Origin of the sequence: Acidovorax sp. (genome assembly GCF_027492855.1) — a bacterium.
Lineage (GTDB): Bacteria > Pseudomonadota > Gammaproteobacteria > Burkholderiales > Burkholderiaceae_C > Acidovorax.
This window is the reverse complement of record NZ_JAPUDY010000017.1, coordinates 1-25,379: the sequence shown is the minus strand read 5'-3', so window position 1 is coordinate 25,379 and position 25,379 is coordinate 1. Positions and strand designations below refer to the sequence as shown.

Genomic DNA, 25,379 nt, shown 5'->3' with positions numbered 1-25,379 from the left:
CCGCGCGTCAGGTTCAGGAATTCGTTGGTGAAACCGATCAGGCCACGGGCCGGGATGCGGTACTCCAGGCGCACGCGGCCACGGCCGTCCGGCTCCATGTTCACCAGCTCGCCCTTGCGCTCGCCCAGGGCTTGCATCACGCCGCCCTGGTGGCCTTCTTCGATGTCGGCAGTCACCAACTCGATAGGCTCGCACTTCTCGCCATTGATGTCCTTGAACACCACGCGGGGCTTGGACACGGCCAGCTCATAACCTTCGCGGCGCATGTTTTCCAAAAGGATGGTCAGGTGCAGTTCACCACGGCCCATCACTTCGAAGATGCCTTCTTCGTCGGTTTCGTTCACGCGCAGGGCCACGTTGTGCTGCAGTTCTTTTTGCAGGCGGTCCCAGATCTGGCGGCTGGTCACGAACTTGCCTTCACGGCCTGCCAGGGGCGAGGTGTTGACGCAGAAGTTCATGGTCAGCGTGGGCTCGTCCACCTTCAGCATGGGCAGCGGCGCGGGGTTGGCGGGGTCGGTCACGGTCACACCGATGCCGATGTCTTCAATACCGTTGATCAGCACGATGTCGCCAGGGCCAGCCTGGGGCGTCTGCATGCGATCCAGGCCCTGGAAGGTCAGCACCTGGTTCACACGGCCCTTGACGGCCTTGCCGTCCGGGCCTTCCATGACGACCACGTCCATCATCGGCTTCAGGGTGCCTTGGCTGATGCGGCCCACGCCGATGCGGCCCACGAAGGTGGAAAAGTCGAGCGCAGAGATCTGCAGTTGCAGCGGCGCGCTCGCGTCGCCCGAGTTCGGGGGCACGTGCTTCAGGATGGTGTTGAACAGGGCCGACATGTCGGGGCCCCACTGCTCGCCCGGTGCGCCCTCTTCCAGCGACGACCAGCCGTTGATGCCCGAGGCGTAGACCACGGGGAAGTCGAGCTGCTCATCGGTGGCGCCCAGCTTGTCGAACAGGTCGAACGCGGCGTTCACCACCTTGTCGGGGTTGGCACCGGGCTTGTCCACCTTGTTCACCACCAGGATGGGGCGCAGGCCCAGGGCCAGGGCCTTCTTGGTCACGAAACGCGTCTGGGGCATGGGGCCTTCCTGCGCGTCGATCAGCAACACCACGCTGTCCACCATGGACAGGGCGCGTTCCACCTCGCCGCCGAAGTCCGCGTGGCCGGGGGTATCGACGATGTTGATGTGCGTGCCTTCCCAGCTCACGGCGCAGTTCTTGGCCAGGATGGTGATGCCACGCTCTTTTTCAATCGCGTTGTTGTCCATCACGGTATCGACGACCTTTTCGTGGTCGGCGAAGGTGCCGGACTGGCGCAGCAGTTGGTCGACCATGGTGGTTTTGCCATGGTCAACGTGGGCGATGATGGCGATGTTGCGGATCTGTTTAGTCATAGTTTTTCCAATGTGCCGCTGGTTTGCTCATGCGGCTTGCTTTCCAAGATTTGTTGAATTTCCAGCGGACTCAGGAGCCTGCCCGGCACCAGCTCCCCGCCAACGATGTGGCCCACCCCCAACAATGCCGAGGGGTTTTCTCCAAAAACCGCCACGGCGCTGGCGTCTGGCCAGACGCCACGGCGGCGCACGCCCGACAGGAAACGAGCGGCATTTTCGCCATCCAGCGTGACACGCACATGGCCGGCCAGCAGCGACTCGGGCGCCTCCAGGCTGGCAAGACGTTCGTCCTCGGGCATGGCTTCCAACTGGGCCAGCGTAACGCAGCGCTCCACACCCAGCCCACCGGTGTCGATGCGGCGCAGAAAGGTCAGGTGCGCCCCACAACCCAGCGCGGCACCGATGTCCTCACCCAGGGTACGAATGTAGGTGCCTTTGCTGCAGGTTACTATTATTTTGATAGCTGGTTGCGCTTTATCTATGGGCGCCAGCACCAGTTTTAATGCATGAATGACGACGTCACGCGCCTCGCGCTCCACCGTGATACCTGCGCGTGCGTACTCGTACAGCGCCTTGCCGTCTTTCTTGAGCGCGCTGTGCATAGGCGGCACCTGGCGGATGGGGCCGGTGAACTGTTGCTGCACGGCAGCCAAGCGCTCGGGGGTGAGCTGGGCGGGGTCCACGTCGCAGCGTTGCACCACGTCGCCCTCGGCATCGCCGGTGGTGGTGGTGGTGCCCAGCAGCGCAATGGCTTCATACGTTTTGGGGGCATCAAGCTGCAGTTGGCTGAACTTGGTGGCCGCGCCAAAACACAGGGGCAGCACGCCGGTAGCCAGCGGGTCAAGCGTGCCGGTGTGGCCCGCTTTTTCGGCGCGCAGCAGCCATTTCGCCTTTTGCAAGGCATCGTTGCTCGACAGGCCGAGCGGTTTATCCAGCAGCAACACCCCATGCACAGGGCGCCGCTGCACCCTGGTGCGTGGCGCTGACTGCATGGCTAGTCCTCTTTTGCGCGGGAAGAGACAGCCTTGGCGATCAAGGCATTCATGTCGGCCGCACGCTCGGAGGTGCGGTCGAACACGAAATGCAGCGTGGGCACCGTGTGGATGTGCAGGCGCTTGAACAGGCCGTTGCGCAGGAAGCCCGCAGCCTGGTTGAGCGCTGCCTGCGTTTCCACCGGGTCGCCCGTCAGCAGGCTGAAGAACACTTTGGCATGGGCGTAGTCAGGGGTGACCTCCACGCCCTGCAGCGTCACCATGCCCACGCGCGGGTCTTTCAACTCGCGCGCGATCAGCTCCGTCAGATCACGCTGGATCTGATCGGCCACCTTGAAGGCGCGGTTGGGAGTGGCGGATTTCTTCGCGGCCATGTCGTTGTTGTTGCTCGCTCTCGTCGTCGTCGCTTCGCCTTACAGCGTGCGTGCGATTTCCTTGATGTCAAAGAACTCGAGTTGATCGCCTTCCTTGATGTCGTTGTAGTTCTTGAGCTTGATACCGCACTCGAAGCCTTCCTTGACTTCCTTGACATCGTCCTTGAGGCGCTTGACCGAATCGACTTCGCCCGTATAGACCACCACGTTGTCGCGCAGCAGGCGGAAACGTGCATTGCGATGGACCATGCCCGAGGTGATGTACGAACCGGCAATCGTGCCGATCTTCGTGGCCACGAACACCGTGCGGATCTCGGCCGTGCCGATGACTTCCTCGCGCTGCTCGGGGGCCAGCATGCCGGACATCGCCACCTTCAGCTCATCCACGGCGTCGTAAATGATGCTGTAATAGTGCAGATCGACGCCATTGCTTTCGGCTGTTTTGCGCGCACCGGCATCGGCACGCACGTTGAAGCCGATCACGATGGCCTTGGAGGCGATCGCCAGGTTGACGTCGGACTCGCTGATACCACCCACACCGGCGTACACCAGCTGGACCTTGATTTCGTCCGTGGACAGCTTGAGCAAGGACTGCGACAGCGCTTCCTGCGAACCCTGCACGTCGGCCTTGACGATGATGGGGAGCATCTTCACTTCGCCCGCTGTCATGTCGGCGAACATGTTTTCGAGCTTCGCAGCCTGCTGCTTGGCCAGCTTGGTGTTGCGGAACTTGCCAGCGCGGTAGGTGGCGATTTCACGTGCACGGCGCTCGTCGGTGAGCACCATGAACTCGTCGCCCGCCTGCGGCACTTCGGTCAGGCCCTGGATTTCCACAGGGATCGAAGGACCGGCCGTTTTGGCCACGCGGCCGTTTTCGTCCAGCATGGCGCGCACGCGGCCAAAGGTTTGGCCGGCCAGCACCACGTCGCCCACCTTGAGCGTGCCGGACTGCACCAGCACCGTGGCCACAGGGCCGCGACCCTTGTCGAGCTGGGCTTCGATCACGAGGCCCTTGGCCAGCGAATCGACCGGCGCCTTCAGCTCCAGCACTTCGGCCTGCAGCAGCACCTGTTCGAGCAGCGTGTCGATGCCCATGCCGGTCTTGGAAGACACTGGCACAAAAGGCGAATCGCCACCGTACTCTTCCGGCACCACCTCTTCCACCACCAGCTCTTGCTTGACGCGGTCTGGGTTGGCATCGGGCTTGTCGGACTTGGTGATGGCCACCACGATAGGAACACCAGCCGCCTTGGCGTGCTTGATGGCTTCCTTGGTCTGGGGCATGACGCCGTCGTCCGCTGCCACGACCAGAATCACGATGTCGGTCGCCTGGGCACCACGGGCACGCATGGCCGTGAAGGCCTCGTGGCCGGGGGTGTCGAGGAACGACACCATGCCGCGTGGTGTTTCCACGTGGTAGGCACCGATGTGCTGCGTGATGCCGCCGGCTTCGCCCGCAGCGACCTTGGCGCGGCGGATGTAGTCGAGCAGCGAGGTCTTGCCGTGGTCCACGTGGCCCATGACGGTAACGACCGGCGCGCGTGGCAGCAACTCAGCGTTCTGCTGCTGCGAATCGTCGTCGGTGAACGCTTCTGGATCGTCCAGCGCAGCCACCACGGCCTTGTGGCCCAGTTCTTCCACCACGATCATCGCGGTGTCCTGGTCCAGCGGCTGGTTGATGGTGACCATCTGGCCCATCTTCATCAGCGCCTTGATCACTTCAGAGGCCTTGATCGACATCTTGTGCGCCAGCTCCGCCACCGTGATGGTTTCGGGCACGTGCACTTCAATGATGCGGGCTTCCACCTGGGCAGACTGCTGGTGGTGGTCATCACGCTGGTCGCGGCCATCGCCACGTCGGCCACGCGGGCCACCGCGCCAGTTGTTGCGGCCCACGCCACCACTGCTGTCGCCACGGGTCTTGATTTCTTTCTTCTTGGCGGTGTCGCCAGCCCAGCTGGACGACAGCTTGGCGGACTTGACTTCCTTGCCAGCGCCAGCGCCAGCCCCGGCAGCAGCCGGAGCACCCGCACGCGCGCCACCCGCACCCACGGCGGGCTTGTGCAGCGTGCCCTTCTTGGCGTCGCCCACGGCTGCGGGCTTGGCCACAGGCTTGGGTTCCTCGGGCTTCTTGGCGACCATGACCGCCTTCTTGGGCGTGGCCATCATGGAGCGGATTGCGGCGGCCTCGGCTTCGGCCTTGCGGCGGCGGGCATCCAGATCGGCAGCACGGGCTGCTTCTTCGTCGGAGCGCGCCTGGGACTCGGCAGCCGCCTTTTCGCGGGCTTCAGCCTGAGCAGCGGCGCGTGCAGCGGCTTCGGCCGCCTGCTCACGCGTGGCTTCCTGCTTCTCGGCAGAGGCCTGGGCCTTTTTCTCGGCTTCCTGGGCGGCGTAGGCGGCAGCGCGCTCTTCGGCTTCGCGCTCGCGCTTTTCGCGGGCTTCGCGCTCGGCACGCTTTTCAGCGAGCTCGGTCTCCTGGCGGCGGATCAGCTCGGCCTGGCGGCGGGCTTCTTCCTCGCGGCGAGACAGTTCGAGGTCTTCGCTCGCAGCCGCTTCTTCTGCCATGTTGGCAGCGGATTCAGTCACCGCCTCGGCGCCTTCGTCGCGCTGGATGAAGGTGCGCTTCTTGCGCACTTCCACCTGGATGGTGCGTGCCTTGCCCGTGGCGTCGGCCTGCTTGATCTCGCTGGTGGATTTTTTCACCAGCGTGATCTTCTTGCGGTCGGCGGATGCCGTGCCATGGCTGGCCTGCAGATAGGCCAGCAATTTTTGCTTGTCCGACTCCGTCAGAGCGTCGGAGGAAGCGGACTTGCCCACGCCGGCAGCCTTGAGCTGGTCGAGCAGGGTTTCAGGCGATTTTTTGAGTTCGGTTGCAAACTCGGCGACAGTATTACTGGACATATATGGTTCGTGCCTCCCTGACCTTTACTCTTGCTGCCCCGCGAACCAGTGTTCGCGCGCCTTCATGATCAAGGCTTTGGCTTCTTCTTCAGACTGTCCGGTCAGGTCGGTCAGTTCATCTAGGCCCAAATCGGCCAGGTCGTCACGTGTATGCACACCACCGTCAGCCAGCTTGGCAATCAGTTCGGGGGTGAGGCCTTCGAGGTCGCGCAGGTCTTGAGAGACCTCGTCAACACTTTCCTCGCGGGCGATTTCCATGGTCAACAGCGCATCCTTGGCACGGGCACGCAGCTCATTGACGGTGTCTTCGTCGAAGCTTTCGATCTCCAGCATCTCCTGCAGCGGCACGTAGGCCACTTCTTCCAGGCTGTTGAAGCCTTCGGCGATGAGGATGTCGGCGATTTCCTCGTCCACATCGAGCCGCTCCATGAACAGCTTGCGGGCCGTGTCGGTCTCGGTGGCCTGCTTTTGCGCGCTTTCGGCGGCGTCCATGATGTTGATCTTCCAGCCGGTCAGATCAGACGCCAGGCGCACGTTCTGGCCGCCGCGGCCGATGGCGATGGCGAGGTTTTCTTCGTCCACCACCACGTCCATGGCGTGTTTTTCTTCATCGACCACGATGGAGGACACATTGGCCGGGGCCAGCGCACCAATCACGAACTGGGCGGGGTCTTCAGACCACAACACGATGTCCACGCGCTCGCCAGCGAGTTCGTTGGTCACCGCGTTCACGCGGGTGCCACGCACGCCGACGCAGGTGCCGATGGGGTCCACGCGCTTGTCGTGCGAGAGCACGGCGATCTTGGCGCGGGAGCCAGGGTCACGAGCGCAGGACTTGATCTCCAGCAGGCCTTGCTCGATCTCAGGCACTTCCTGGCGGAAGAGTTCGATCATGAACTCAGGGGCCGAACGCGACAGGATGATGGGCGCGCCACGCAGCGTGAGGTCCACCTCCATGATCATGGCGCGCACACGGTCGCCACTGCGCAGGTTTTCCTTGGGAATCATCTCGCCACGGCGCAGGCGGCCTTCCACGCGGCCGGATTCGACAATGATGTCGCCCTTGTCCATGCGCTTGACGGTGCCGGTAAAGATGCGTTCGCCACGCGACATGAAGTCGTTGAGCAGCATTTCGCGCTCGGCGTCGCGGATTTTCTGCAGGATGACCTGCTTGGCCGCCATGGCACCGATGCGGCCGATGGGCACGGACTCGACGCCTTCTTCGATGTACTCGCCGACTTCGATGTCAGGAATGCGGTCTTTCGCATCCATCAGCAGTTCTTCGGCTTCAGGATTTTGCAGACCCGCGTCATCCGGCACAACCAGCCAGCGGCGGAAAGTCTCGTAGTTGCCGCTGTCGCGATCGACGGACACGCGAATGTCCACCTCGCCCTGGTACAGCTTCTTGGTAGCCTGGGCCAGGGCCGATTCCACGGCACCCAAGACCACGTCACGCTCCACGTTCTTTTCGCGCGAAATGGCCTCAACCAACATCAACAATTCGCGATTCATGCAACGACTCTCCTGTTTCAATCACCCGAAGGCGAGAACCGCGCGCAGCGGCCACCCACCCCAATTCATTCAGCAAAAAATCAGGCGGCTGCCGACCCTGCCTTGCCTGCGCGCCCCTTGAAATCCACGATGGACGCCAGGCGCACATCACGCAGTTCATCCAGGGTGAAGCCCAGCGCCTGCAAAGGGGCGGGCACGCGTTTTTTGCTCACTTTTTGACCTGGCTTGACCGGCGGCTCGTCACTCCAGACGATCTGCCAGCCGCCAGCCTCGGCCCGCTCCAGCGTGCCGCGAAATTTTTTGCGGGTGGCGTTGACCTGGCCTCCCGCTGCAGCGCCAATGGGCGCCTTCAAGGTGATATCAATGACCGAACCCACGAAGCGCACGAAATCTTGCTCGTGGCGCAGAGGGCGGTCGATGCCGGGGGACGAGACTTCCAGGCGTTTGTATTCCACGCCATCCACTTCCAGCGCAAACTGCAGCTGGCGGGTGACCTTTTCGCAGTCTTCGACCGTCACGAACTGATCCGCCACGGGCTCGGGCGCATCGGCGGCCGGCGCCACCCAAGGCAAATCGATGGTGACGCGCAGCAAACCACCGGCAGAGCGCTCGATCTCCACCAGGTCATAGCCCAGGCCCGTCACAATTTGTTCAACGACTTGCTGCAATGCCACGTGTTCAGTTCAATCCCGGTAAAACAACACGACCAACGCACATCGGAATCAGGCTGATGGCCCGTCCTATGGATGCACTCCCTGTGCACCCTTGTTTGCGTCAATCCAAAACAAAAAACCCGATAACCCCCGGAGACCCTTCTCCGACAGCTTCGAGCTCAAAAAGCATCCGACCAAAAAAAACGGGCGGTAAGTACCCGCCCGCTTGGTCGTGAGCCTCGTATTGTAACGTGTAAAGCGTTGATTTGCAAAGGCGCGTAGGGACAAAACTGTTGTCAATGCGCTCTACAGCGGGCAAAAAACCGCGCGCAGCCGCCTGCGAGCGCCGCACACGGCACCAACGCCGCCATGCAGGGCAAAAACAAGGTGCAGCGCCCGTTTATCAAGCGCAAACAGCTATGACAGTGATAGCGGCGAAAGTAGCTCCGCCAGATCGCCCTCGGTGAACAGCGGCTCCTTGCGCGCGGCAGAACCGCTGTACAGGCTGCCCGCCAGCTGCGCCTTGCGCTCCTGCAGTGCCAGGATGCGCTCCTCGATCGTGCCCTGGGCCACCAGCTTGATCACCCACACGCTCTGCGTCTGGCCGATGCGGTGCGCGCGGTCGGTGGCCTGGGTCTCGACCGCCGGGTTCCACCAGGGGTCGTAGTGGATCACGGTGTCGGCCTGCGGCAGGTTGAGCCCCACCCCACCCGCCTTCAGGCTGATGAGGAACAGCGGCACCTGGCCGCTGGTGAACTGCTCGATGATGGCGTCGCGCTTCTGGCTTTGCCCCGTGAGCTTGACCCAGGGCAGCTTGTGTTTCTTCAGCTCGGCCTCAATCAAGGTGAGCATGCTGGTGAACTGCGAGAACAGCAGGATGCGCCGCCCCTCGGCCAGCATTTCGGGCAGCAGGGCCATGAGCTGCTCGAGCTTGGCCGATGTCTTGACCTTTTTGGCGGCATCGAGCGGCACCAGTTGCGGGTCGCAGCACACCTGGCGCAGCTTGAGCAGCGCGTCGAGGATGGTGATCTGCGATTTGGCCAGCCCCTTAGACTGCAGAGCCTCGCGCACGGTTTTCTCCATCCCCAGGCGGATGGTTTCATACAGGTCGGCCTGGGCGCCGCTCAGCTCTACAGGCATCACCGTCTCGACCTTGGGCGGCAGCTCGCTGGCCACCAGCGCCTTGGTGCGCCTCAGCATGAACGGGGTGATGCGCGCGCGCAACTGCGCCATGCGCGCGCCGTCGCCCAGCTTTTCGATGGGCGTGCGAAACACCTCCTTGAAACGCTGCTGGCTGCCCAGAAACCCCGGCATCAAGAAGTGGAACAGGCTCCACACCTCGCCCAGGTGGTTTTCCATGGGCGTGCCCGACAGGCACAGCCGGTGGCGGGCCTGCAGCTCGCCCGCAACCTGCGCGGCCTGGGTGCTGGCGTTCTTGATGTGCTGCGCCTCATCCAGCACCACCATGTGCCACTCGTGCGCCAGCCAGCGCTCGCGGTCGCGCTGCAGCAGCGAATACGGGGCGATGACCAGGTCGTGCTCGACCACCGCATCGGCCACCTCGTGGCGGCCCGCGCCGTGCAGCACCAGGCAGCGCAGGCCGGGGCAAAAACGCGCGGCTTCGCGCTGCCAGTTGCCCATGAGGCTCACGGGCGCAATGATGAGCGCGGGGCCCGCCATGCGCCCGGCATCCTTTTCGACCTGGATGTGCGCCAGGGTCTGCAGGGTTTTGCCCAGCCCCATGTCGTCGGCCAACACGCCCGCCAGGCCGTGGGCGCTCAAGAACTGCAGCCAGTTCAGACCCTGCTGCTGGTAGGGCCGCAGCTGGGCCAACACGCTGGCGGGCAGCGGCACCATAGGCAAGGTGCTGGCACCCTGCAGCCCCGCCACCATGGCGCGCAAGGCGTCCGCGCCTTCCCACACCGCACCCTCGCCCAGGGCCGCACTGGTGCGCAAGGCGTCCATGCGCGAGAGCTTCAGGCTGTCGCCGTTGAAGTCGTGGGCGCGGTCGCCCACTAGGTCCAGCAGCGCCACCATCCACGGCCGCAGGCTGTCGGTGGGCAGGCGCACAAAACCGGGGCCGCTCAGCGCGGGTAAATACACGTGTGAAGGCAGTTGGGGCAAGCCCGTTGCCGGGTCTGTCGGTTGCGCTGCGGCGGCGGCGATCAGGTGGGGCAACCAGGGCAGGATGTTGTGGCGCACGCCGTTGATGTCCATGCCCAGAGACAACGAGAACCAGGGCGAGGTGGCTTCATCGCCTCCGCCCTCGGGCAGCAAGGCCACGGCCAGCGTGTCGGCATGTGTGATCCAGCCGTCCAGCGCCGCGTCCAGCGTGAGATCGAAGCCCGCACCGCGCAGCACCTCAAAGCCGTTGTCGGCCCAGTGCATCCAGTCGTTCTGCGAGCGCTCACCGGGGATACCGAACAGCCCGTCGTCGGTGCCCAGCAAACCCAGGTCCATCAGGCGCTGGATCGCGTCCAGTTCGGCCATGGGGTCGCGCTGCAGCAGCACCTGGCTGCCGTCGGCGCCGTTCACCCACACGCCCAGGTCCTGCCCAACCCACCAGCCCACATGGCCCAGGTAGTCGAACTGCAGTTGCGCGGTGATAAGCCCCAAATCCGGCACGTCTTGGGTCGGCGCTGGCGCCAGGTGCAGGCGCGCGATGGGCTTCACGCCCTGCACCCGCTTCAGCGGGCCGAGCACTGGCGGCAGTGGCAACACGCCCCCCAGGCGGCTGGCGACTTCGGTCTGGTGCTTTTGCAGCGCGGCAACACTCAGCGCTGGCGCCTGGAGCAGCAGGGCCACCTGCGCCGCATTGAGGCCCTCGGCCTGCACCGGGCCGCAGACGCCACAGGCGGGGTCGAGGTACAGCGGCGGATTGTTGCCGCACAGCGTGGCCGTCGGGCTGGGCAGGCTGGCCTGCAAAGCCCAGGCGCTCTCGCCTGCGGTGGCGGGGGTGGATTCCTTCCAGCTCCACTGCAGGGTCAATGGCGCGCCCCAACCCAAGGGGGCACCCACGGTCGAGCCGCCCGCGTCGTGGAACAGGTGCCCGGTGCGGGCCGCCTGCTCCAGCGCCAACACCCCCACGGCGCCTTCCAGCACGCCGGAGGGCGAGGCGCTGTAGGCCGAGTAGTAACCCATGCCGCGCGGCATGGCGCGCAGCAGTTGCAGCACCTGGCGGTCATCGTCGCTGGCGCGGTCATACACGGCCTGCCCTGGACCGGGCTGCGTGCGAAGCTGCTTGGGCTTGGCCCAGCCGCCGGTGACCTTGGGGTAGGACACCACGGCCTCCAATTGCATCTGCGGCGCCATGGTGCGCAACCGCCCGATGGTGGACACCAGATAGAGATAGCGCTCAGGCCGGTCGGGGCGCGTGCCCTGCACCTGTGGGGCGGTGGTGCCCACGGCGCGGTCCCAGTCCTGCAGCCAGTGCAACAGGCGCGCCTCGGCCTCGGCGCGTGCCAGGGCCTCCTTGCGTTCGTGCATGGCCTTGAGCGCACTGGCCGCCTGTGCGGTCGAAGGCGCTGGCGCTGACGCAGGCGCAGACATCCGTTGCGCGGCCTCCAGCGTCAACGCCACGGCATGTTTGCAATCAGCACCCACGGGGCAACTGCAGTCGCCAGACCAAAACTCGACCTCGCCACCCGGTGAGATGACCAAATCCACCGACAGCTCATAAGGCTCGGGCAGGCTGCCCTGCACCTCGCCTTCGATCGACCAGCCATCACCGCCCTCCTCGTCCTGCTCTATCTCGACGCGGACCACCTCGCCCCGGCGGTACAAGTCCATGCCACGCGCCCAGGCGCCCTTGTCGCACTGGGCTTGCAACGAACGGATCTCAAACCAGGAAGGGCGGGATATGGGCACAGAAATTTGAATAAAAAATGGCCCTAGCGCTTATTCATAAAGCGCAAGCAGCTATAAAAATAGGAGCAACTACGAGCGTGCGGCGCGCACCCGCTCGAAAACCTCTTGCGCCTCGCGCCCCGCGCCCGCACCGCCGGGCGCTGCCGCCTGCAGGCTGGTCAGCATGCGCGCCAGCACCGGCGCCTGCGGCAGCAGCGGCCCCAGGAACAGGGCGCGCCGGCCGTCGGCAATGAGCAGCGTGGGAAAGGTTTCCACATCCAGGTCGCCCGCAAGCTCGGACTCGTCCTCGATGTCCACCCACTCAAAACGCACACCGGGGTGCGCGCGGGCAAGCTCGTCGAACAGGGGACGGTAGTCGCGGCAGGTGCCACACCAGCCCGCGCACAGGCACACGGCCCACCAGCTCGCAGCGGTTGGCGCGGCGGTGGGGACGGGATCGGGCAACGCGGCCGGGCTTTCCATCAATGCAACTCCTGGGTCGTGCGCCCCAAGCGGCCTGCGGTGGATGCAGACCGTTTTCTGGGGCTATTCCATGTCCAAATCATTCGTGTCTAGGCGCGAAGCCACAGGCTGTGCTGTAGCACGACAAGGCGAAGCAACAACAACACGGATGGTTTAGAAATGGAATTACAGACCGCGCCGCTCACGGGCGCGGTATACCTCGATGGTACCTACACCCGCCGCCTGGTTGCCCCAACTGTTGCGCACAAAGGTGGCCACCGCCGCCACGTCGTCGTCCGACAGCAGGTGCTGGAACGGTGGCATGCCGTGCGGGCGCGGGTTGCCCTTTGTGGCAGGCAGGTAGCCGCCCTGCAGCACCACCCGCACCACATTGGTCGGGTCGACCAGCAGCACGGCACGGTTGCCCGCCAGGGCGGGGAACGCGCCCGCCTCGCCCTGCCCCTGGTCGCCGTGGCATTGCGCGCACTGTTGCTCATACACCTTGGCGCCGCGCGCCATGGCAGCGGCGGGAGGCTTGGGCGCGGCATCGGGCGCAGTGTGGCCCGGCTGCTGCGGCAAGGCCTTGAGGTACACCGCCATGGCGCGCGCATCGGCGTCGCTCAGGTACTGCGTGCTGCGGAACACCACCTCGGCCATTGGCCCCATTACCGAGCCGTGCGGGGCCACGCCGGTCTGCAGCAGCGCCATCACGTCCTCGGTGGCCCATTCCTTGACGCCTGCCTCGGCAGCAGCGTTGAGTGCGGGTGCATACCAGTTCTGCACTGGAATCAGCCCGCCCGAGAAGGCCTTGGCGTCCGTGGTGGCGCCCAGCGCGTTGCGCGGTGTGTGGCAGGCCGTGCAGTGACCCAGGCCATTGACCAGGTAGGCGCCCCGGTTGTATTCGGCGGTTTGCGCGGCATCGGCCACGGGCTCGCCCGGCGAAGAAAATGTCCCCCACGCTCCGCCGCTTCGCGGGTCGCTGCCCCCCAAGGGGGCCGCTTTTTTACCTTGGGGCGGCCCGGCGGTAAAAAACAGCGCCCGCCACACGCCCAGCGCCACCTGTGTGTTGTACGGAAAACGCAGCGCGTGCGGCCGGTTGGCCTCGGGCACGGGTGGCAGGTTTTGTAGGTAGGCAAAAATCGCGTCCGAATCCTCGCGCGTGACATGGGTGTAGTTGGGGTACGGGAAGGCGGGGTACAGCAGCCGCCCATCCTTGCTGCGGCCATGGTGCATGGCGCGCCAGAACTCGGCGGATGTCCAGTTGCCGATGCCCTGGCCCTTGTCGGACGTGAGGTTGGAGCTGTGCACCACGCCAAACGGCGTCTCGATGCCGCGCCCGCCCGCAAACGGCGCCCCGCCCTGTGTGGTGTGGCAGGCCATGCAGTTGCCCGCGCGGGCCAGGTATTCGCCGCGCGCCACCAACGCGGGCGTTGGCTGCAGGGTCTCGGTGGCGGGCAGCGGCGCCTCGCCGCGCAGGTTCAGGGTGACCAGCGCTGCGGCGGTGATACCCAGGGCCGCCAGTACGGAAGAAAGGGTCCAGAGGATGCTTTTTTTCATCGGTGTGCCCCTTCTTCTCAACGCGCTGCAGCCGCAGCGGCCACGGGGATATCGGCCACGCCGCCGCAGCGGGTGGGCATGGCGGCTGGCAGCGCGGTGGCGGGCTTGCCGCCGCCCGCCACGGGCTGGGCCGCGAGCCAGGCGGAGACGGCGCTCACATCCTCGGGCGTCAGCTGGCGGGCAATGTCGGCCATGCAGTCGGGCTGCTGCGCCCGGCGCTGGCCGGTCTTCCAGGCACCCAGTTGGCTGTTGAGGTAGTCGCGCGGCAGGCCCAGCAGGCCCGGAATCGACGGCGCCACGCCCGTCATCGCGCTGCCATGGCACTGCACGCAGGCCGGAATGCGGCGCGCGGCATCACCCTGCTGCACCAGCGCCCGGCCACGCTCCAGCACGGCGGCGGGGGCTTGCGGGGCAGGCGGCGGCGGGTAGGGTAAATCTTGCGCGGCAAAGTGCTCGGCCATCTCGCGCAGGTAGTCGTCGGTGAGGTGCTCGATGAGGTAGGTCATCTGCGGGTAGCTGCGCCGCCCGTCCCGAAAATTGAGCAACTGGTTGGCCAGGTAGCCCGCAGGCTTGCCCGCGATGCGCGGGAAGTAGCCCTCTTGTGTGGCCCGCCCCTCCTTGCCATGGCAGGCGGTGCAGGCCAGCACGCGCGAGGCCATGGAGGCATCGGGCACCAAGGCGGAAGGCGAAGCGTGCGGGGATGGGGCCGCAGGCGGCGCGGCAAGCGCCGCCGCGCTGGCACAGGCCAGCAGCACGGCCACGGCAGGCCAGCGAGAAACGGAGCGCAACAGGCAAAACGTGCGATCAATCATGGGGTGTGGGGATGTAAGTAGCTTTGGGCAACTCTAAGTCCGGCACAAAAATCAGTACAGATTCAGTTTCAGGTTAAAAATACAGATCAGTTTGCCTTGCATCAAAACGCACCACCCCATGAAACGCTATGAACGCCACGCCGATGCCATCGCCCAGCTCATCCACAGCGGTGCGCTGCGCCCCGGCGACCGCGTGCCCTCGGTGCGCGAATCCAGCCGCACACGTGGCATCAGCCCGTCCACCGTGTTCGAGGCGTACTACCTGCTGGAGGCCCAGGGCCTGATCCACGCGCGCCCGCGCTCGGGCTACTACGTGAGCAGGCGGCTGCCAGCAGGCGCCGGACCGCAACCGGCCGAGCCCCTGCCCTCGCAGCCTGCACACACATCCACAGGCGTGGCCATCAGCGAGCTGGTGTTCGAGGTGCAGGGCCTGGCGCGCGACCGCCACCTGGTGCCGCTGGGCTCGGCCTTCCCCGGCCTGGAGCTGTTCCCGCTGGAGCGCCTGGCGCGCTGCCTGGGCAGCGGCATGCGCAAGCTCGATCCCTGGACCATCGTGCAAAACCTGCCGCCCGGCGACGAGCGCCTGCGCCAGCAGATCGCGCTGCGCTACGGCCTGCATGGCAGTGCCGTGGATGTCCAGGAAATCATCATCACCAACGGCGCCATGGAGGCGCTCAACCTCTGCCTGGAGGCCGTCACCCAGCCCGGCGACATCGTGGTGGTCGAATCCCCCACCTTCTACGCCGCGCTGCAAGCGTTGGAGCGCCTGAACCTGCAAGCGCTGGAGGTGGCCACGCACCCGCGCGACGGCATCGACCTGAACGCACTGGCCGAGGCCCTGGAGCGCCAATCGTCGCGCCAGCCCATCAAGGCCTGCTGGCTGATGCCCAGCTTCCAGAACCCCCTGGGCTGCCTGATGCCCGAACCCAAGAAGCGCGAACTCGTGGCCCTGCTCGCGCGCCACCAAGTGCCACTGATCGAAGACGACGTGTATGGTGAGTTGCACTTTGCGCCGCACCGCCCGCCGCCCGCCAAGGCCTTCGACGGCGAAGGCCTGGTGATGCACTGCAGCTCTTTCAGCAAAAGCCTGGCCCCTGGCTACCGCGTGGGCTGGGTGGCTGCGGGCCGCAATGCCCAGGCAGTGCAGCGGCTCAAGCTCATGACCACGCTCTCGGCCGCCACGCCATCACAGCAGGCACTGGCCGAATACCTGGCCCAGGGCGGCTACGACCGGCACCTGCGCCAGTTGCGCCGCAGCCTGGCGCAGCAGCAAGCCATTGCGCTGGCGGCGGTGGCCCGCCACTTCCCGCCGGGCACACGCATCTCGCAGCCCGAGGGCGGGTACTTCTTGTGGGTGGAATTGCCTGCCCAGGTCGATGCCCTGCAATTGCACCACCAGGCGCTGCAGCATGGCATCAGCCTGGCACCGGGGCAGATTTTTTCGGCCGACCGCCGCTTTGCGAACTGCGTGCGCATCAACTACGGACACCCCGCCCAAAACCGCCTGGAGCCCGCCCTGGCTACCGTGGGTGCACTGGCGTCGGCGCTGGCGCATGCAGATGCCCCAATTCATAAGCTATCAAATTGAGAGCAATTAAGGCACACTGAATAAGCGGCAGCGGCCAAAAACACTCATCAAACAAAGGAGCACGCAACCCATACAGGCGGCCGCCGGGCCGGGCCCCACACCCGTTGCAACCCCCTTGTCGCTCGCCGTGTTGCAACGGCCCAACCTCGGGTTCTCCCTGCCTCGTTACAGCCCCTGCAACGGCATACTGGCGGCCGCCCGCGATCCGGGCCATTCGCCGCGATTTCATCGGCATACCCGACCACCCCAACGCCCTGCTATGGCCACACCCAAGCCTGTTCCGTTTCTCACCGTGGAAGACGAAGACGACTGGGTGATCTCCTTCGCTCTGGGCCCTGTGGGAGGGCACCGCCTCACACTCACACGCACCCCCCACCTGGAGTTCATGCTGCTTCCCGAGCAACGTGGCGTATCGGTGGGCGCCGAGGCCGGGCAACGCCCCGCCCTGCTGGTGGCGGTGCAATGGGGCGCAAAAAGTGTGGACGTGGTGTCCACCGCCAAACGCTACAGCCTGGACATCAGCAAGGTAGACAACCTCACCCGCACCGCCGCGCTGCGCGTGTTGGGCAAGATGAACTTCGACCAACGGTTCCAGTTGGCCAACGCCTGAGCACCCTCGCCGCATCACCGCGGCATTGATTCCGCCTTTTTTGGCGTGCTGGCACATTGCCAGCCCCCACAGCCAGCCACCGGGTTGACGCGGCCCACACCCGCCGCCTACACTGCCAGCATCGCATCGTGTCCCCTTCGGATCGGTGTGATACGCAAAGCCCTCCACCACTGACGAGGGCTTTTTTTCGTCCGTCGCATTGAAAGCTCTCCCTGCTTGCAGAGAGGGCTTTTTGCTTTTCTGGAGCCCTTTCCCATGCACACCGCTACCTCACACGCCGGCACCGGCGCCGCTGCAGACAACGCACCTCGCATTCACCTGGTCATAGGCCCGGTGGGAGCAGGCAAATCCACCCATGTCCGCCACCTGGTGCGCCAGCACCGCGCCGTGCCACTGAATCTGGATGACTGGATGGCCACCCTGTTCTCGCCCGACCGGCCCGAAACCGACGTGATGGCCTGGTACATGGCCCGCACGCAGCGCTGCCTGGAGCAAATATGGAAAACCGCCGATGCCGTGCTGAACACAGGCACCGATGTGGTGCTGGAGGTGGGCCTGATCCAGCAGCACCAGCGCGATGCCTTTTATGCACGCATGGGGCCATGGGCCGACGCAATGGTGCTGTACGTGCTGGACGCCCCCCGCGATGTGCGCCGCGCCCGCGTCAACCGGCGCAACGCGGAACAGGGGGAAACCTTCTCGATGGCCGTGCCGCCACACATCTTTGAGCTGGCCAGCGACCTGTGGCAACCTCCCAGCGAAGCCGAATGTGCGGAGCGAATGGTGGTGTTCGTGCCGCAGGCAGACAGCCCACGTTGAGGCCACTGCGTCAGCCTGCGCCGACTGCCAGACGCTGACTGAATATGTGAGGGGCATGGCCTGCCAGTGCGTTCAGCCTTGGCAGCAACGCGCACAATGCGCGGCTACCTCCCCACCCCGCCACCATGCCAAGCCACGCCCCGATCTCACACCTTCTCGCCATCAGAGCCCAGTGGCTGGTGTGGCTGTGCGCCCTGGGTGCGCTGACGGCACCACTGGCCCGCGTGCTGCCCCAAGACCATATGCCCTGGCTGCAATGGCTGGTAGAGCTGGCCGCTCATTGGCAATGGGCCTATGCCACGGTGGGCTCGGCCGCGCTGGGCCTTGCGGCGCTGCGACTGAGGCGGCACGGATGGTGGATGCCCGTGCCTGCGCTGGTGTTGGCTGTTTCGTTTGGGTGGCAGCCCGCCACTTTGCCCAAAGCCACAGCGCCCGGCATGGTCGATGCGCAGGTGCTGAAGGTGGGCACCGCCAACTTGAACCTGGCGACCACCGACTTCGCGCCGCTGGTGCAGTGGCTGGCATCTGCCGATGCGCCTGATGTGGTGTTTTTTCAGGAATTCACCGAACAGGCACAGCGGGCGCTGGCCAACAACCCGGCCCTTGCTGCGCGCTATCCACACCGCCTGGCCGTGCCGCAGCCCGACCCCTTTGGCCTGGCAATTCTGTCGCGCTACCCGTTCGATGATGCGCAGGCACTGCAACCTCGCAGCGACTACGACACCCTGCGCCTGCGCGCCACGCTGGTGTGGCACGGCCAGCCCGTGCACCTGAGCGCTCTGCACCCCATGCCCCCACTGAGCAGCGCCTTTGCCCGCGCGCGCGACCAGGCGTTGCAGGACGAGGCCCGGCACCTGGCCCAGGCGGGCGGGCTGGGCGTGATGGCGGGCGACTTGAACACCACACCCTGGGCACGTGGCTGGCTTGGTGCGGAGGAATTGCACATGCGCCGCGCAGGCCATGCGTTGCCTACCTGGCCCAATGCCTGGGGCTGGCTGTCGGTGCTGCCGCTGGACCATGTACTGGCCTCGCCGGGCTGGCAGGTGGTGGATGCACACACCGGGCCCGACCTGGGGTCGGACCACCGGCCCGTGGTGGTGCGGCTGCTGGCGCAGTAGGAAGCACCCGTTCGCAGCAGTCAGCCTGCAGGCCTGGGCCGTCGCAGCGTCCACAACGCTGCTGCCATCAGCCCCACGCCCGCCAGTTGCACGGGGCTGAGCGTGCGGCCGTACACGGCCCAGTCCACCAGCACGGCCGTGAGCGGGTACACAAACTGCAGCACCGCAATACGCCCCAGACCCAGGCGCGCCATGCCCGCAAACAGCACCACATAGGCCAGGCCCGTGTGCAGCACGCCCAAGCCCAGCAGCCAGGCCCAGGCGGCGCCCAGCGGCGGCCAGCCCAGCACAAACGGCGCCCACACCAATGCCACCGCACCCACCAGGCACTGCCACAGCGCCATGGCAAAGGGGCTGATGGCCTTTTGTGTATTGGCGAGCAGCGTGACACCCGCGTAGCAGAGCGAGCCGCCCAGGCACATCAGCACACCGGCCAGGTAAGCGCTGCTACTGCTGCTGGCCGCGGCGGCAGTGGCAGAGCCATCAAGCAGCCCCGTGGTCAGCACCAGGCCGCCCAGCGCGGCCAACGTGGCCAGCCACTGCGTGGGCGAGATGGCCTCGCGCAAAAAGAGTGCGCCGAACACAATCACCCAAATGGGCTGGATGTGAAAGATCACCGTGGCCACGGCGATGGACGTGCGCGGAATGGCCGCAAAGAACAGCGCCCAGTTCATCACCATGAGCACACCGGTGGCGCAGGCCACCCAGCGGGCGCGGCCATGCAACAACAACTCACGCCCCCGCCCCGTGGCCAGGCACCAGGCCAGCAAAGCCAGGGCGCCGAACACGCAGCGGAACCACACTGTTACCAGCGGGTGCTGGCCCGCCTCTTCCACAAACACGCCGATGGTGCCCAGCAGCACGCCCCCGGCGATCAGCAGCCACTGGCCGTCCCGTTCGCGGGTGTTGGCAGGCCGGGGCTGGGTGGGCAGAGAGGAAGGCGCGGCGATGCTGGCTTTGGAGTTCATGGCACCGATGTTCGAAGATAGGCACCATGGTGTAAAGCGCATAGTTCGAACGGCTACCATCCGATAATCGAATGCATTGAAGCAAGGCCCCACCGTGAACTACCCAGACTTTCAGATCGACTGGCTGCGCGCCTTTGTGGCGGTAGTGGATGCGGGCTCACTCTCGGGCGCAGCGCCGCTGGTGCATCGCTCGCAGTCAGCGGTCAGCATGCAGATCAAGAAGCTGGAGACCGCGCTGGGCCGCCCCGTGCTGCTGCGCGGGCCGCGCCATCTGGAGGTGACGCCCGCAGGCGCGGAGCTGCTGTCCTACGCACGCCGCGTGCTCGACCTGCAGGCCGAGGCGCATGCCGCACTGTTCGGCCCGCAACTGGCGGGCCGGGTGCGGCTGGGCGTTCCGGACGACTATGCATCGACCTATCTCACGCCGGTGCTGCGCAGTTTTTCGCACCGCTACCAGGGCGTGGAGATCGAGTTGACCTGCGAACAATCGACCTCGCTGATTCCGCGCGTGGCGCGCGGCGAGCTCGACCTGGCGCTGGTCTCGCGCGACAAGCCGCAGCGTGGGCAATTTTTGTTCGAAGAGCCTTTGGTGTGGGTGGGTGCAGCACAGTTCGAAGCCTGGCGGCGCGACCCGCTGCCGGTGGCGGTGTATGAATCGGCCAGCCAGGCGCGCCAGGCCACCTTGTCGGCGCTGGCCGCTCGGCGCCGGGCCTATCGCATCGTGTACCACAGCTCCAGCCTGGCGGGCCAGTTGGCAGCCGTGGAAAGTGGCCTGGCCGTGGCGGTGCTCACACGCTGCAGCGTGCCGCCCCATTTGCAGATTTTGCAGAACCTGCCGGCCGAGTTCGACCTGCCGCCGCTCGACGCGATGAATGTGGCGGTGCTGCGCAGCAAGGTGTCGCTGCGCTCACCGGCGGTGGATGCGATGTATGAGCAGATAGTGCGGACGTTGTCGCGGTGAGAGGGAGGGAGAAGGCCCTTGAGCCGCGTGCCTTGGCTTCGACGGGCTCAGTCCGAACGGTTTTCGGGGTGACTCCTCAACCCGCCAGAACCTGCGCCAGCAATGACTCGCGCGGCCCAAGCAGCGCATCACCACCCACCAGCCGCAGCGCCCCGCCCTGCCCGGCCACCACCAGTTGTGGCACACCGCGTGCACCCACGGCGCGCATCGTGGCCTGGGCTTGGGCCACACGCTCGGCCACGCGGCTGCGCAGCGCGGCATCGGGTGCCTGGGTGAGGGTAGCCGCTTCGGCCAGGCCCAGAGCGCGCAGCACCTCAGCGATCACCTCTTCGTTTGCGTTGTCACGGCCGTCTACGTAACGCGCGTGCTGCAGGGCGTGCAAGGCGTCCAGCTCACGGTCGGGCGCGATCTGCGCCACGGCAGTCAAGGCCAGCGTGGCGGGGCCGGAATCAAATCGACCGTTGGTTGCGCCCAGGATATGGTCGCGGTAGGCCTGCGTGAACGGCTGGCCCGTAAGCTGCTGGATGCGCTGGTCGTTGGCCCAGGCATAGGCGGCAAATTGCGCGTCCATGGGCCGCGCGCCAGCGCCTGCAAACAGGCCGGTGGGCGCAAGCGCAACCAACACACCTTCTACGCCCTGCAGGTAGTGCAAAGCGGGTGCGGCGGCATAACACCAGCCGCACAGGGGGTCGAACAGATAAGTCACCGTGGTGGTAGACATGGTGGACATGGATCAGGGTCTTTCTTCAAAATCAGGTGGGGCGGATGCGGCCAATGTGGCCTCCAACGCAGCAATCTCTTCAGCCAACGTGCCCCGGCTGCGGAAGTGGCGGCCCGCCCGGTCGTACCAGTTCTCGGCATCTTCGAGATCGCCCTCTTGCAGATGCAGGATGCCATGCAGCCACGCCGCGAGCATCGAGCCATCGTGTTGCACCAGGTCGTGCGCCGCATTCCAGCGCCCGGCGTGCAGGTGCTGCAGGACTTGGTGGAGGGGTTGCGTTGCGGTCACGATCTGGTTCCTTTCAACAACTTGCTTTGACGGCCATTACCACTTCATCTCGCCCTTGTTGACCTTGGCGCCGATGTCCAGCGACAGGTCCACGGGCGCTGCGGGGTAGGCCTTCTTCATCGCGTCGATGAGTTCGGCGCTGGTCTTGGTGGCCGCAGCATTCTTCTCGAACGCCTGCAGGTAGCCCTTGGTGTAACCGATGTTGGCTGCATCCAGCGTGCCGCCTGCGGGCATGTGGCCGGGCACCACCACGGTGGGCTGCAGGGCGGCCATCTCGTCGAGCTGCGCCACCCAGGCGCTGCGTTCGGCCACGGTCTGCGTGTCAGCCGTCCACACATGGGTGTTGGCGCCCGTCACCGCGATGTTGCCAACCACCGCCTTGATCGAAGGAATCCAGGCATAGGGGCGGTGCGCCAAAAGGCCCGTGGTGCCACGAATCTCGACCGTCTGGCCGTCCACGCTCAGCGTGTTGCCGCTGAGGGCCTTGGGCAGCACGGGCGTGCGCGGGGCGTTGGCGCCCATCTTGGGGCCCCAGAACGAGAGCTTGCTGGCCAGCTTGGCGTTGATCTTCTCCAGCACGGCAGGGGTGGTCACCACGTCGGCCTGGGGGAAGATCTCCTTGAGCGTTTCCACACCAAAGTAGTAGTCAGGGTCGGCCTGGCTCACGTAGATGGTTTTCAGCGCCTTGCCGCTGTCGAGCACGTTGGCGGCAATGCGCAGCGCGTCGGCACGGGTGAAGCCCGCGTCGATGACCATGGCTTCCTTCTCGCCATAGACCAGCGTGGAGTTCACGTTGAAGCTGTTGCCGTCAGCGTTGTACACCTTGACCTGCAAGGGCTGGGCGGCCTGGGCGCCGGTGAAAACAAGGGCCAAGGTGGCGGCAATGAGGGTGGTGCGGAACATGCGAAATCTCCAGTGCTTGAGGGGTTTGTGTTGATGACGGGGTGCAGTTTATTTGCACAAATCGATCCAATAAACCCCATAAAATGCGCATATTTATTGCATCAATCGATCAAATATGGACCGCCTGACCGCCATGCGTGTGTTTGCCGAAGTGGCCACCAGCGGCAGCTTCAGCGCCACGGCCGACAAGCTGGAGATGTCGCGCGCCATGGTCACGCGCTATGTGGGCGAGATGGAGCAGTGGCTGCAAGCGCGGCTTTTGCAGCGCACCACCCGCAGCGTGACGCTGACCGACGCAGGCGAGCACTGCCTGCGCCGCTGCCAGCAAATGCTGGCCCTGTCGGAAGACCTGGTGGAAGAAACCGCCAGCACCACCGAAGGCGATTTGCGCGGGCAACTGCGCATCACCTGTAGCGTGTCGTTTGCGTTTGCGCAGATGGGCGCGGCGATTGCAGATTTTTTGGCGCAGCACCCGCAGCTCAAGATCGACCTGGATGCGAGCGAAGGCTCGCTGAACCTGGTGGAAAAGCGCATCGACCTGGCCATCCGCATCAGCGCCGAGCCCGACCCGCTGCTCATCGGGCGGCCGCTGGCACGCTGCGATTCGGTGCTGGTGGCCTCGCCCGCCTACCTGGCCACACACGGCACGCCGCAGGCGCCCGCCGACCTGGCCCTGCACCGCTGCCTGAGCTACGCCAACTTTGGCAAAAGCGTGTGGCAGCTCACACGCAATGACGAGACCGAGCGCGTAGGCGTCTCGGGCCATTTCAGCGCCAACGAGGCCACCACGCTCATGCGCGCCGCGCTGGCAGGCGGCGGCATTGCGCTGCAACCCACCTACCTCGTCAACCCCTACCTGCAAGCAGGCGAGTTGCAAACAGTGCTGCCCGCATGGACCCTGCCAGTGATGACCATCCACGCGCTGTATCCATCCCGCAGGCACCTGTCGCCAGCCGTGCGGGCGCTGCTGGATTTTTTGGTGCAGCGGTTTGCGGGGGTGCCTTGGTGAGGCGCAGGTGTAGCCATCTGAAGCGCTCCTATTTTTATAGCTGTTAGCGCTTATTCTTCAAGCGCCAGAGGCACTTTTCAATCAAAAATATCTCACCCTACCAGGTCGAACTGACCCAGGGATTCAAACCGCCCGTCCACCACCTGACCCACCCACAGCGCCGCGACGCGACCCGCCAAAGAGACCCCCGCCTGATTACGCCCCGCGCACCATTGCTGCGCTTGCCGCGCAGACGCAAATGTGCCGACCGTGATGTGGGGCGTGTAAGAAAGGTCCAAACGAAGGTGGTCTGCAAGCGGGCCCGTGTACAGCGCGTCGTGCAGCAAAGAAAGCGCTGCAAAACCCTCGTCTGGCACCAGATAGGCATGCGCGCGCTGGCTGTGCGCATCGGCACCCAGCATTGCATAGCGGCAGTGAAATGCAATGGGCGCAGTGCGCGCGGCCCTCGCTGCGACATGGGCCAGGTAGGTGGGCGTATCCACCGCATTGCAGGCGAACACCAGCGTGAAATGCGGCCGAATCAGCGCATGGCCTGCCGGGTCGTTCTCGGCGCGCCAGGTGTCAACGACCTGCAGGTCTTGCGTGGGGCATTCGGGGTACGCCACTGTGTAGAGGGTGGGGTTCACAACGCAGTCCTTCGGAAAACCACAAGCCTACCGCGCTCCGGCGCAGTGCCGTCGCCGCCCGCCCCCTCCCATAGTCGGGTTGCCTGTACCGCACCCACCCGCCTACGCTTCGCGGTTGCGGGCCGCCCCGCACCGCCTTGCATCCACTGAGCCAGCCGCCTATGTCCGCCATCGCATCCCCCTCCGTTTCCGACACCATGCAGGCCTGGGCCTGTCGCGACTATGGCGGCCCCGAGATGCTGGCCTTGCAGGCGTGGCCCCGCCCCAAGCCCGGCCCGCACGAGGTGCTGGTGCGGGTGCGAGCGGCCAGCGTGTCGTCGGCCGATGTGCGCATCCGCACGCAGAACCTGCCGCGCGGCTTTGGGGTACTGGGGCGACTGGTGTTTGGGCTGACACGGCCACGCCAGCCGGTGCTTGGCACCGACATGGCGGGCGTGGTGGTGGCCGTGGGGCATGAGGTACAGGACTTTCGGCCCGGCGACGCCGTGATCGGCGTCACGGGTACAGGCATGGGTTGCCATGCCGAATATTGCGTGTTGCCAGCGGGCAAGCCGCTTGTGCTCAAGCCCGCACAACTGTCGTTTGCAGAGGCTGCCAGCCTGCCGTTTGGCGGGCTGACGGCGCTGCACTATCTGCGCAAAGCGCAGTTGCAGGCGGGCGAGACGGTGCTGGTGGTTGGGGCTTCGGGCGCGGTGGGCAGCGCCATGGTGCAACTGGCGCGGCACATGGGCGCGCAGGTCACGGGGGTGTGCGGCGCTGGCAACGCGCCGCTGGTGCGGTCACTGGGCGCCCACGCCGTGATCGACTACGCGCAGCAGGATTTCACACAGGCCGCGATGCGCTGGGACGTGATTGCCGACACCGTGGGCACCAGCAGCTTTGCCGCCTGCCTGCCGTGCCTGAACGAGCACGGCCGCTACCTGTCGGTGGCAGGCACCCTGATGGAGCTCCTGGCCCGCCCGCACGGCACGCGCCGCAGCATTGGCGGCCCCGCGCAAGAGCGCACGGACGACCTGGCGACGCTGATCGAGCTGGCGAAGACGGGCGTGCTGCAGCCAGTGATTGACCGCATATACCCCTTTGCCGAATTGCCTGCGGCGCATGCGTATGTGCAGACGGGGCGCAAACGGGGTGCGGTGATTGTGACCTGGTTTTAACTATTAAAATGATAGCTATTAGCGCTTACCCATCAACCGCCAGAGCCGAATTTTAGGGATTGCTATACAGGTATTGAAATATCTGCAGCCCAAAGTCGCTCACAC

General features: G+C 65.4%; 22 protein-coding genes. 7 read left to right on the top strand and 15 right to left on the bottom strand.

Annotation, left to right across the window (positions count from 1 at the left end):
• From Q0105_RS03540 to Q0105_RS03495, 10 genes are all read right to left on the bottom strand, one after another.
• Window positions 1-1,397, bottom strand: a 1,397-nt coding sequence (locus tag Q0105_RS03540; RefSeq protein WP_298208820.1) for a GTP-binding protein, incomplete at its 3' end; no start/stop codon positions are given.
• Complete coding sequence (gene truB / locus Q0105_RS03535) at window positions 1,394-2,389, bottom strand: tRNA pseudouridine(55) synthase TruB (RefSeq protein WP_298208818.1); 996 nt, start codon at window positions 2,387-2,389, stop codon at window positions 1,394-1,396. The genes Q0105_RS03540 and truB, both read right to left, overlap by 4 nt.
• 2 nt (window positions 2,390-2,391) lie before the next feature.
• The gene (rbfA, locus tag Q0105_RS03530) at window positions 2,392-2,763 is read right to left on the bottom strand and encodes a 30S ribosome-binding factor RbfA (protein WP_056645684.1); all 372 of its coding nucleotides are present in this window, start codon (window positions 2,761-2,763) and stop codon (window positions 2,392-2,394) included.
• A gap of 39 nt (window positions 2,764-2,802) precedes the next feature.
• Complete coding sequence (infB, locus tag Q0105_RS03525; protein ID WP_298208812.1) at window positions 2,803-5,664, bottom strand: translation initiation factor IF-2; 2,862 nt, start codon at window positions 5,662-5,664, stop codon at window positions 2,803-2,805.
• A gap of 24 nt (window positions 5,665-5,688) precedes the next feature.
• Complete coding sequence (nusA, locus tag Q0105_RS03520; protein ID WP_298208810.1) at window positions 5,689-7,176, bottom strand: transcription termination factor NusA; 1,488 nt, start codon at window positions 7,174-7,176, stop codon at window positions 5,689-5,691.
• Window positions 7,177-7,256: 80 nt separating this feature from the next.
• A complete protein-coding gene (gene rimP, locus Q0105_RS03515; protein WP_298208808.1) occupies window positions 7,257-7,850 on the bottom strand; it encodes a ribosome maturation factor RimP in 594 nt (197 codons plus the stop codon).
• 396 nt (window positions 7,851-8,246) lie between these two features.
• Complete coding sequence (locus Q0105_RS03510; protein WP_298208821.1) at window positions 8,247-11,618, bottom strand: DEAD/DEAH box helicase; 3,372 nt, start codon at window positions 11,616-11,618, stop codon at window positions 8,247-8,249.
• 147 nt (window positions 11,619-11,765) lie between these two features.
• Entirely contained in the window at window positions 11,766-12,158 is a 393-nt protein-coding gene (locus Q0105_RS03505) for a thioredoxin family protein (RefSeq protein ID WP_298208806.1), read from the bottom strand.
• A gap of 165 nt (window positions 12,159-12,323) precedes the next feature.
• Window positions 12,324-13,694, bottom strand: coding sequence for a cytochrome c (locus Q0105_RS03500; RefSeq protein WP_298208804.1), 1,371 nt, complete (start codon window positions 13,692-13,694; stop codon window positions 12,324-12,326).
• Window positions 13,695-13,711: 17 nt separating this feature from the next.
• Window positions 13,712-14,506 carry a c-type cytochrome gene (locus Q0105_RS03495; RefSeq protein WP_298208802.1) on the bottom strand — a complete coding sequence of 265 codons (795 nt, stop codon included), beginning with the start codon at window positions 14,504-14,506 and terminating at the stop codon, window positions 13,712-13,714.
• 118 nt (window positions 14,507-14,624) lie between these two features.
• Here Q0105_RS03495 and Q0105_RS03490 point away from each other — a divergent pair, with 118 nt between their 5' ends.
• The 4 genes from Q0105_RS03490 (at window position 14,625) to Q0105_RS03475 (ending at window position 18,641) form a co-directional block, all read left to right on the top strand.
• Entirely contained in the window at window positions 14,625-16,094 is a 1,470-nt protein-coding gene (locus Q0105_RS03490) for a PLP-dependent aminotransferase family protein (protein WP_298208800.1), read from the top strand.
• 259 nt (window positions 16,095-16,353) lie between these two features.
• On the top strand, window positions 16,354-16,704 hold the full coding sequence (locus tag Q0105_RS03485) for a hypothetical protein (protein WP_298208799.1): 351 nt from the start codon (window positions 16,354-16,356) through the stop codon (window positions 16,702-16,704).
• Window positions 16,705-16,959: 255 nt separating this feature from the next.
• Window positions 16,960-17,523 (top strand): AAA family ATPase, encoded by a 564-nt coding sequence (locus Q0105_RS03480; protein ID WP_298208797.1) that lies wholly within the window; start codon window positions 16,960-16,962, stop codon window positions 17,521-17,523.
• 125 nt (window positions 17,524-17,648) lie between these two features.
• Complete coding sequence (locus Q0105_RS03475; RefSeq protein ID WP_298208795.1) at window positions 17,649-18,641, top strand: endonuclease/exonuclease/phosphatase family protein; 993 nt, start codon at window positions 17,649-17,651, stop codon at window positions 18,639-18,641.
• Window positions 18,642-18,661: 20 nt separating this feature from the next.
• On the opposite strand, the gene Q0105_RS03470 is transcribed toward Q0105_RS03475, so the two are convergent.
• Window positions 18,662-19,609, bottom strand: a complete 948-nt coding sequence (locus Q0105_RS03470) for a DMT family transporter (RefSeq protein ID WP_298208793.1) — start codon at window positions 19,607-19,609, stop codon at window positions 18,662-18,664.
• Between the two features lie 94 nt (window positions 19,610-19,703).
• Between Q0105_RS03470 and Q0105_RS03465 the strand changes: the two genes are divergently transcribed.
• Window positions 19,704-20,570, top strand: a complete 867-nt coding sequence (locus Q0105_RS03465; RefSeq protein ID WP_298208791.1) for a LysR family transcriptional regulator — start codon at window positions 19,704-19,706, stop codon at window positions 20,568-20,570.
• A gap of 76 nt (window positions 20,571-20,646) precedes the next feature.
• On the opposite strand, the gene Q0105_RS03460 is transcribed toward Q0105_RS03465, so the two are convergent.
• The 3 genes from Q0105_RS03460 to Q0105_RS03450 are packed head-to-tail and all read right to left on the bottom strand — an operon-like array spanning window position 20,647 to window position 22,482.
• Window positions 20,647-21,300 (bottom strand): DsbA family protein, encoded by a 654-nt coding sequence (locus tag Q0105_RS03460; RefSeq protein WP_298208789.1) that lies wholly within the window; start codon window positions 21,298-21,300, stop codon window positions 20,647-20,649.
• Window positions 21,301-21,303: 3 nt separating this feature from the next.
• Window positions 21,304-21,579 (bottom strand): hypothetical protein, encoded by a 276-nt coding sequence (locus Q0105_RS03455; RefSeq protein WP_298208787.1) that lies wholly within the window; start codon window positions 21,577-21,579, stop codon window positions 21,304-21,306.
• Window positions 21,580-21,615: 36 nt separating this feature from the next.
• Entirely contained in the window at window positions 21,616-22,482 is an 867-nt protein-coding gene (locus tag Q0105_RS03450; RefSeq protein WP_298208785.1) for an MBL fold metallo-hydrolase, read from the bottom strand.
• 115 nt (window positions 22,483-22,597) lie between these two features.
• Between Q0105_RS03450 and Q0105_RS03445 the strand changes: the two genes are divergently transcribed.
• A complete protein-coding gene (locus tag Q0105_RS03445; RefSeq protein WP_298208783.1) occupies window positions 22,598-23,491 on the top strand; it encodes a LysR family transcriptional regulator in 894 nt (297 codons plus the stop codon).
• Window positions 23,492-23,583: 92 nt separating this feature from the next.
• Here the strand turns inward: Q0105_RS03445 and Q0105_RS03440 are convergent, their stop codons facing one another.
• Window positions 23,584-24,117, bottom strand: a complete 534-nt coding sequence (locus tag Q0105_RS03440; protein ID WP_298208780.1) for a 2'-5' RNA ligase family protein — start codon at window positions 24,115-24,117, stop codon at window positions 23,584-23,586.
• Window positions 24,118-24,278: 161 nt separating this feature from the next.
• On the opposite strand from Q0105_RS03440, the gene Q0105_RS03435 reads away from it, so the two are divergent.
• Window positions 24,279-25,274: an NAD(P)-dependent alcohol dehydrogenase gene (locus tag Q0105_RS03435; RefSeq protein WP_298208778.1), complete on the top strand. Its 996-nt coding sequence runs from the start codon at window positions 24,279-24,281 to the stop codon at window positions 25,272-25,274.
• Window positions 25,275-25,379: the final 105 nt, after the last annotated feature.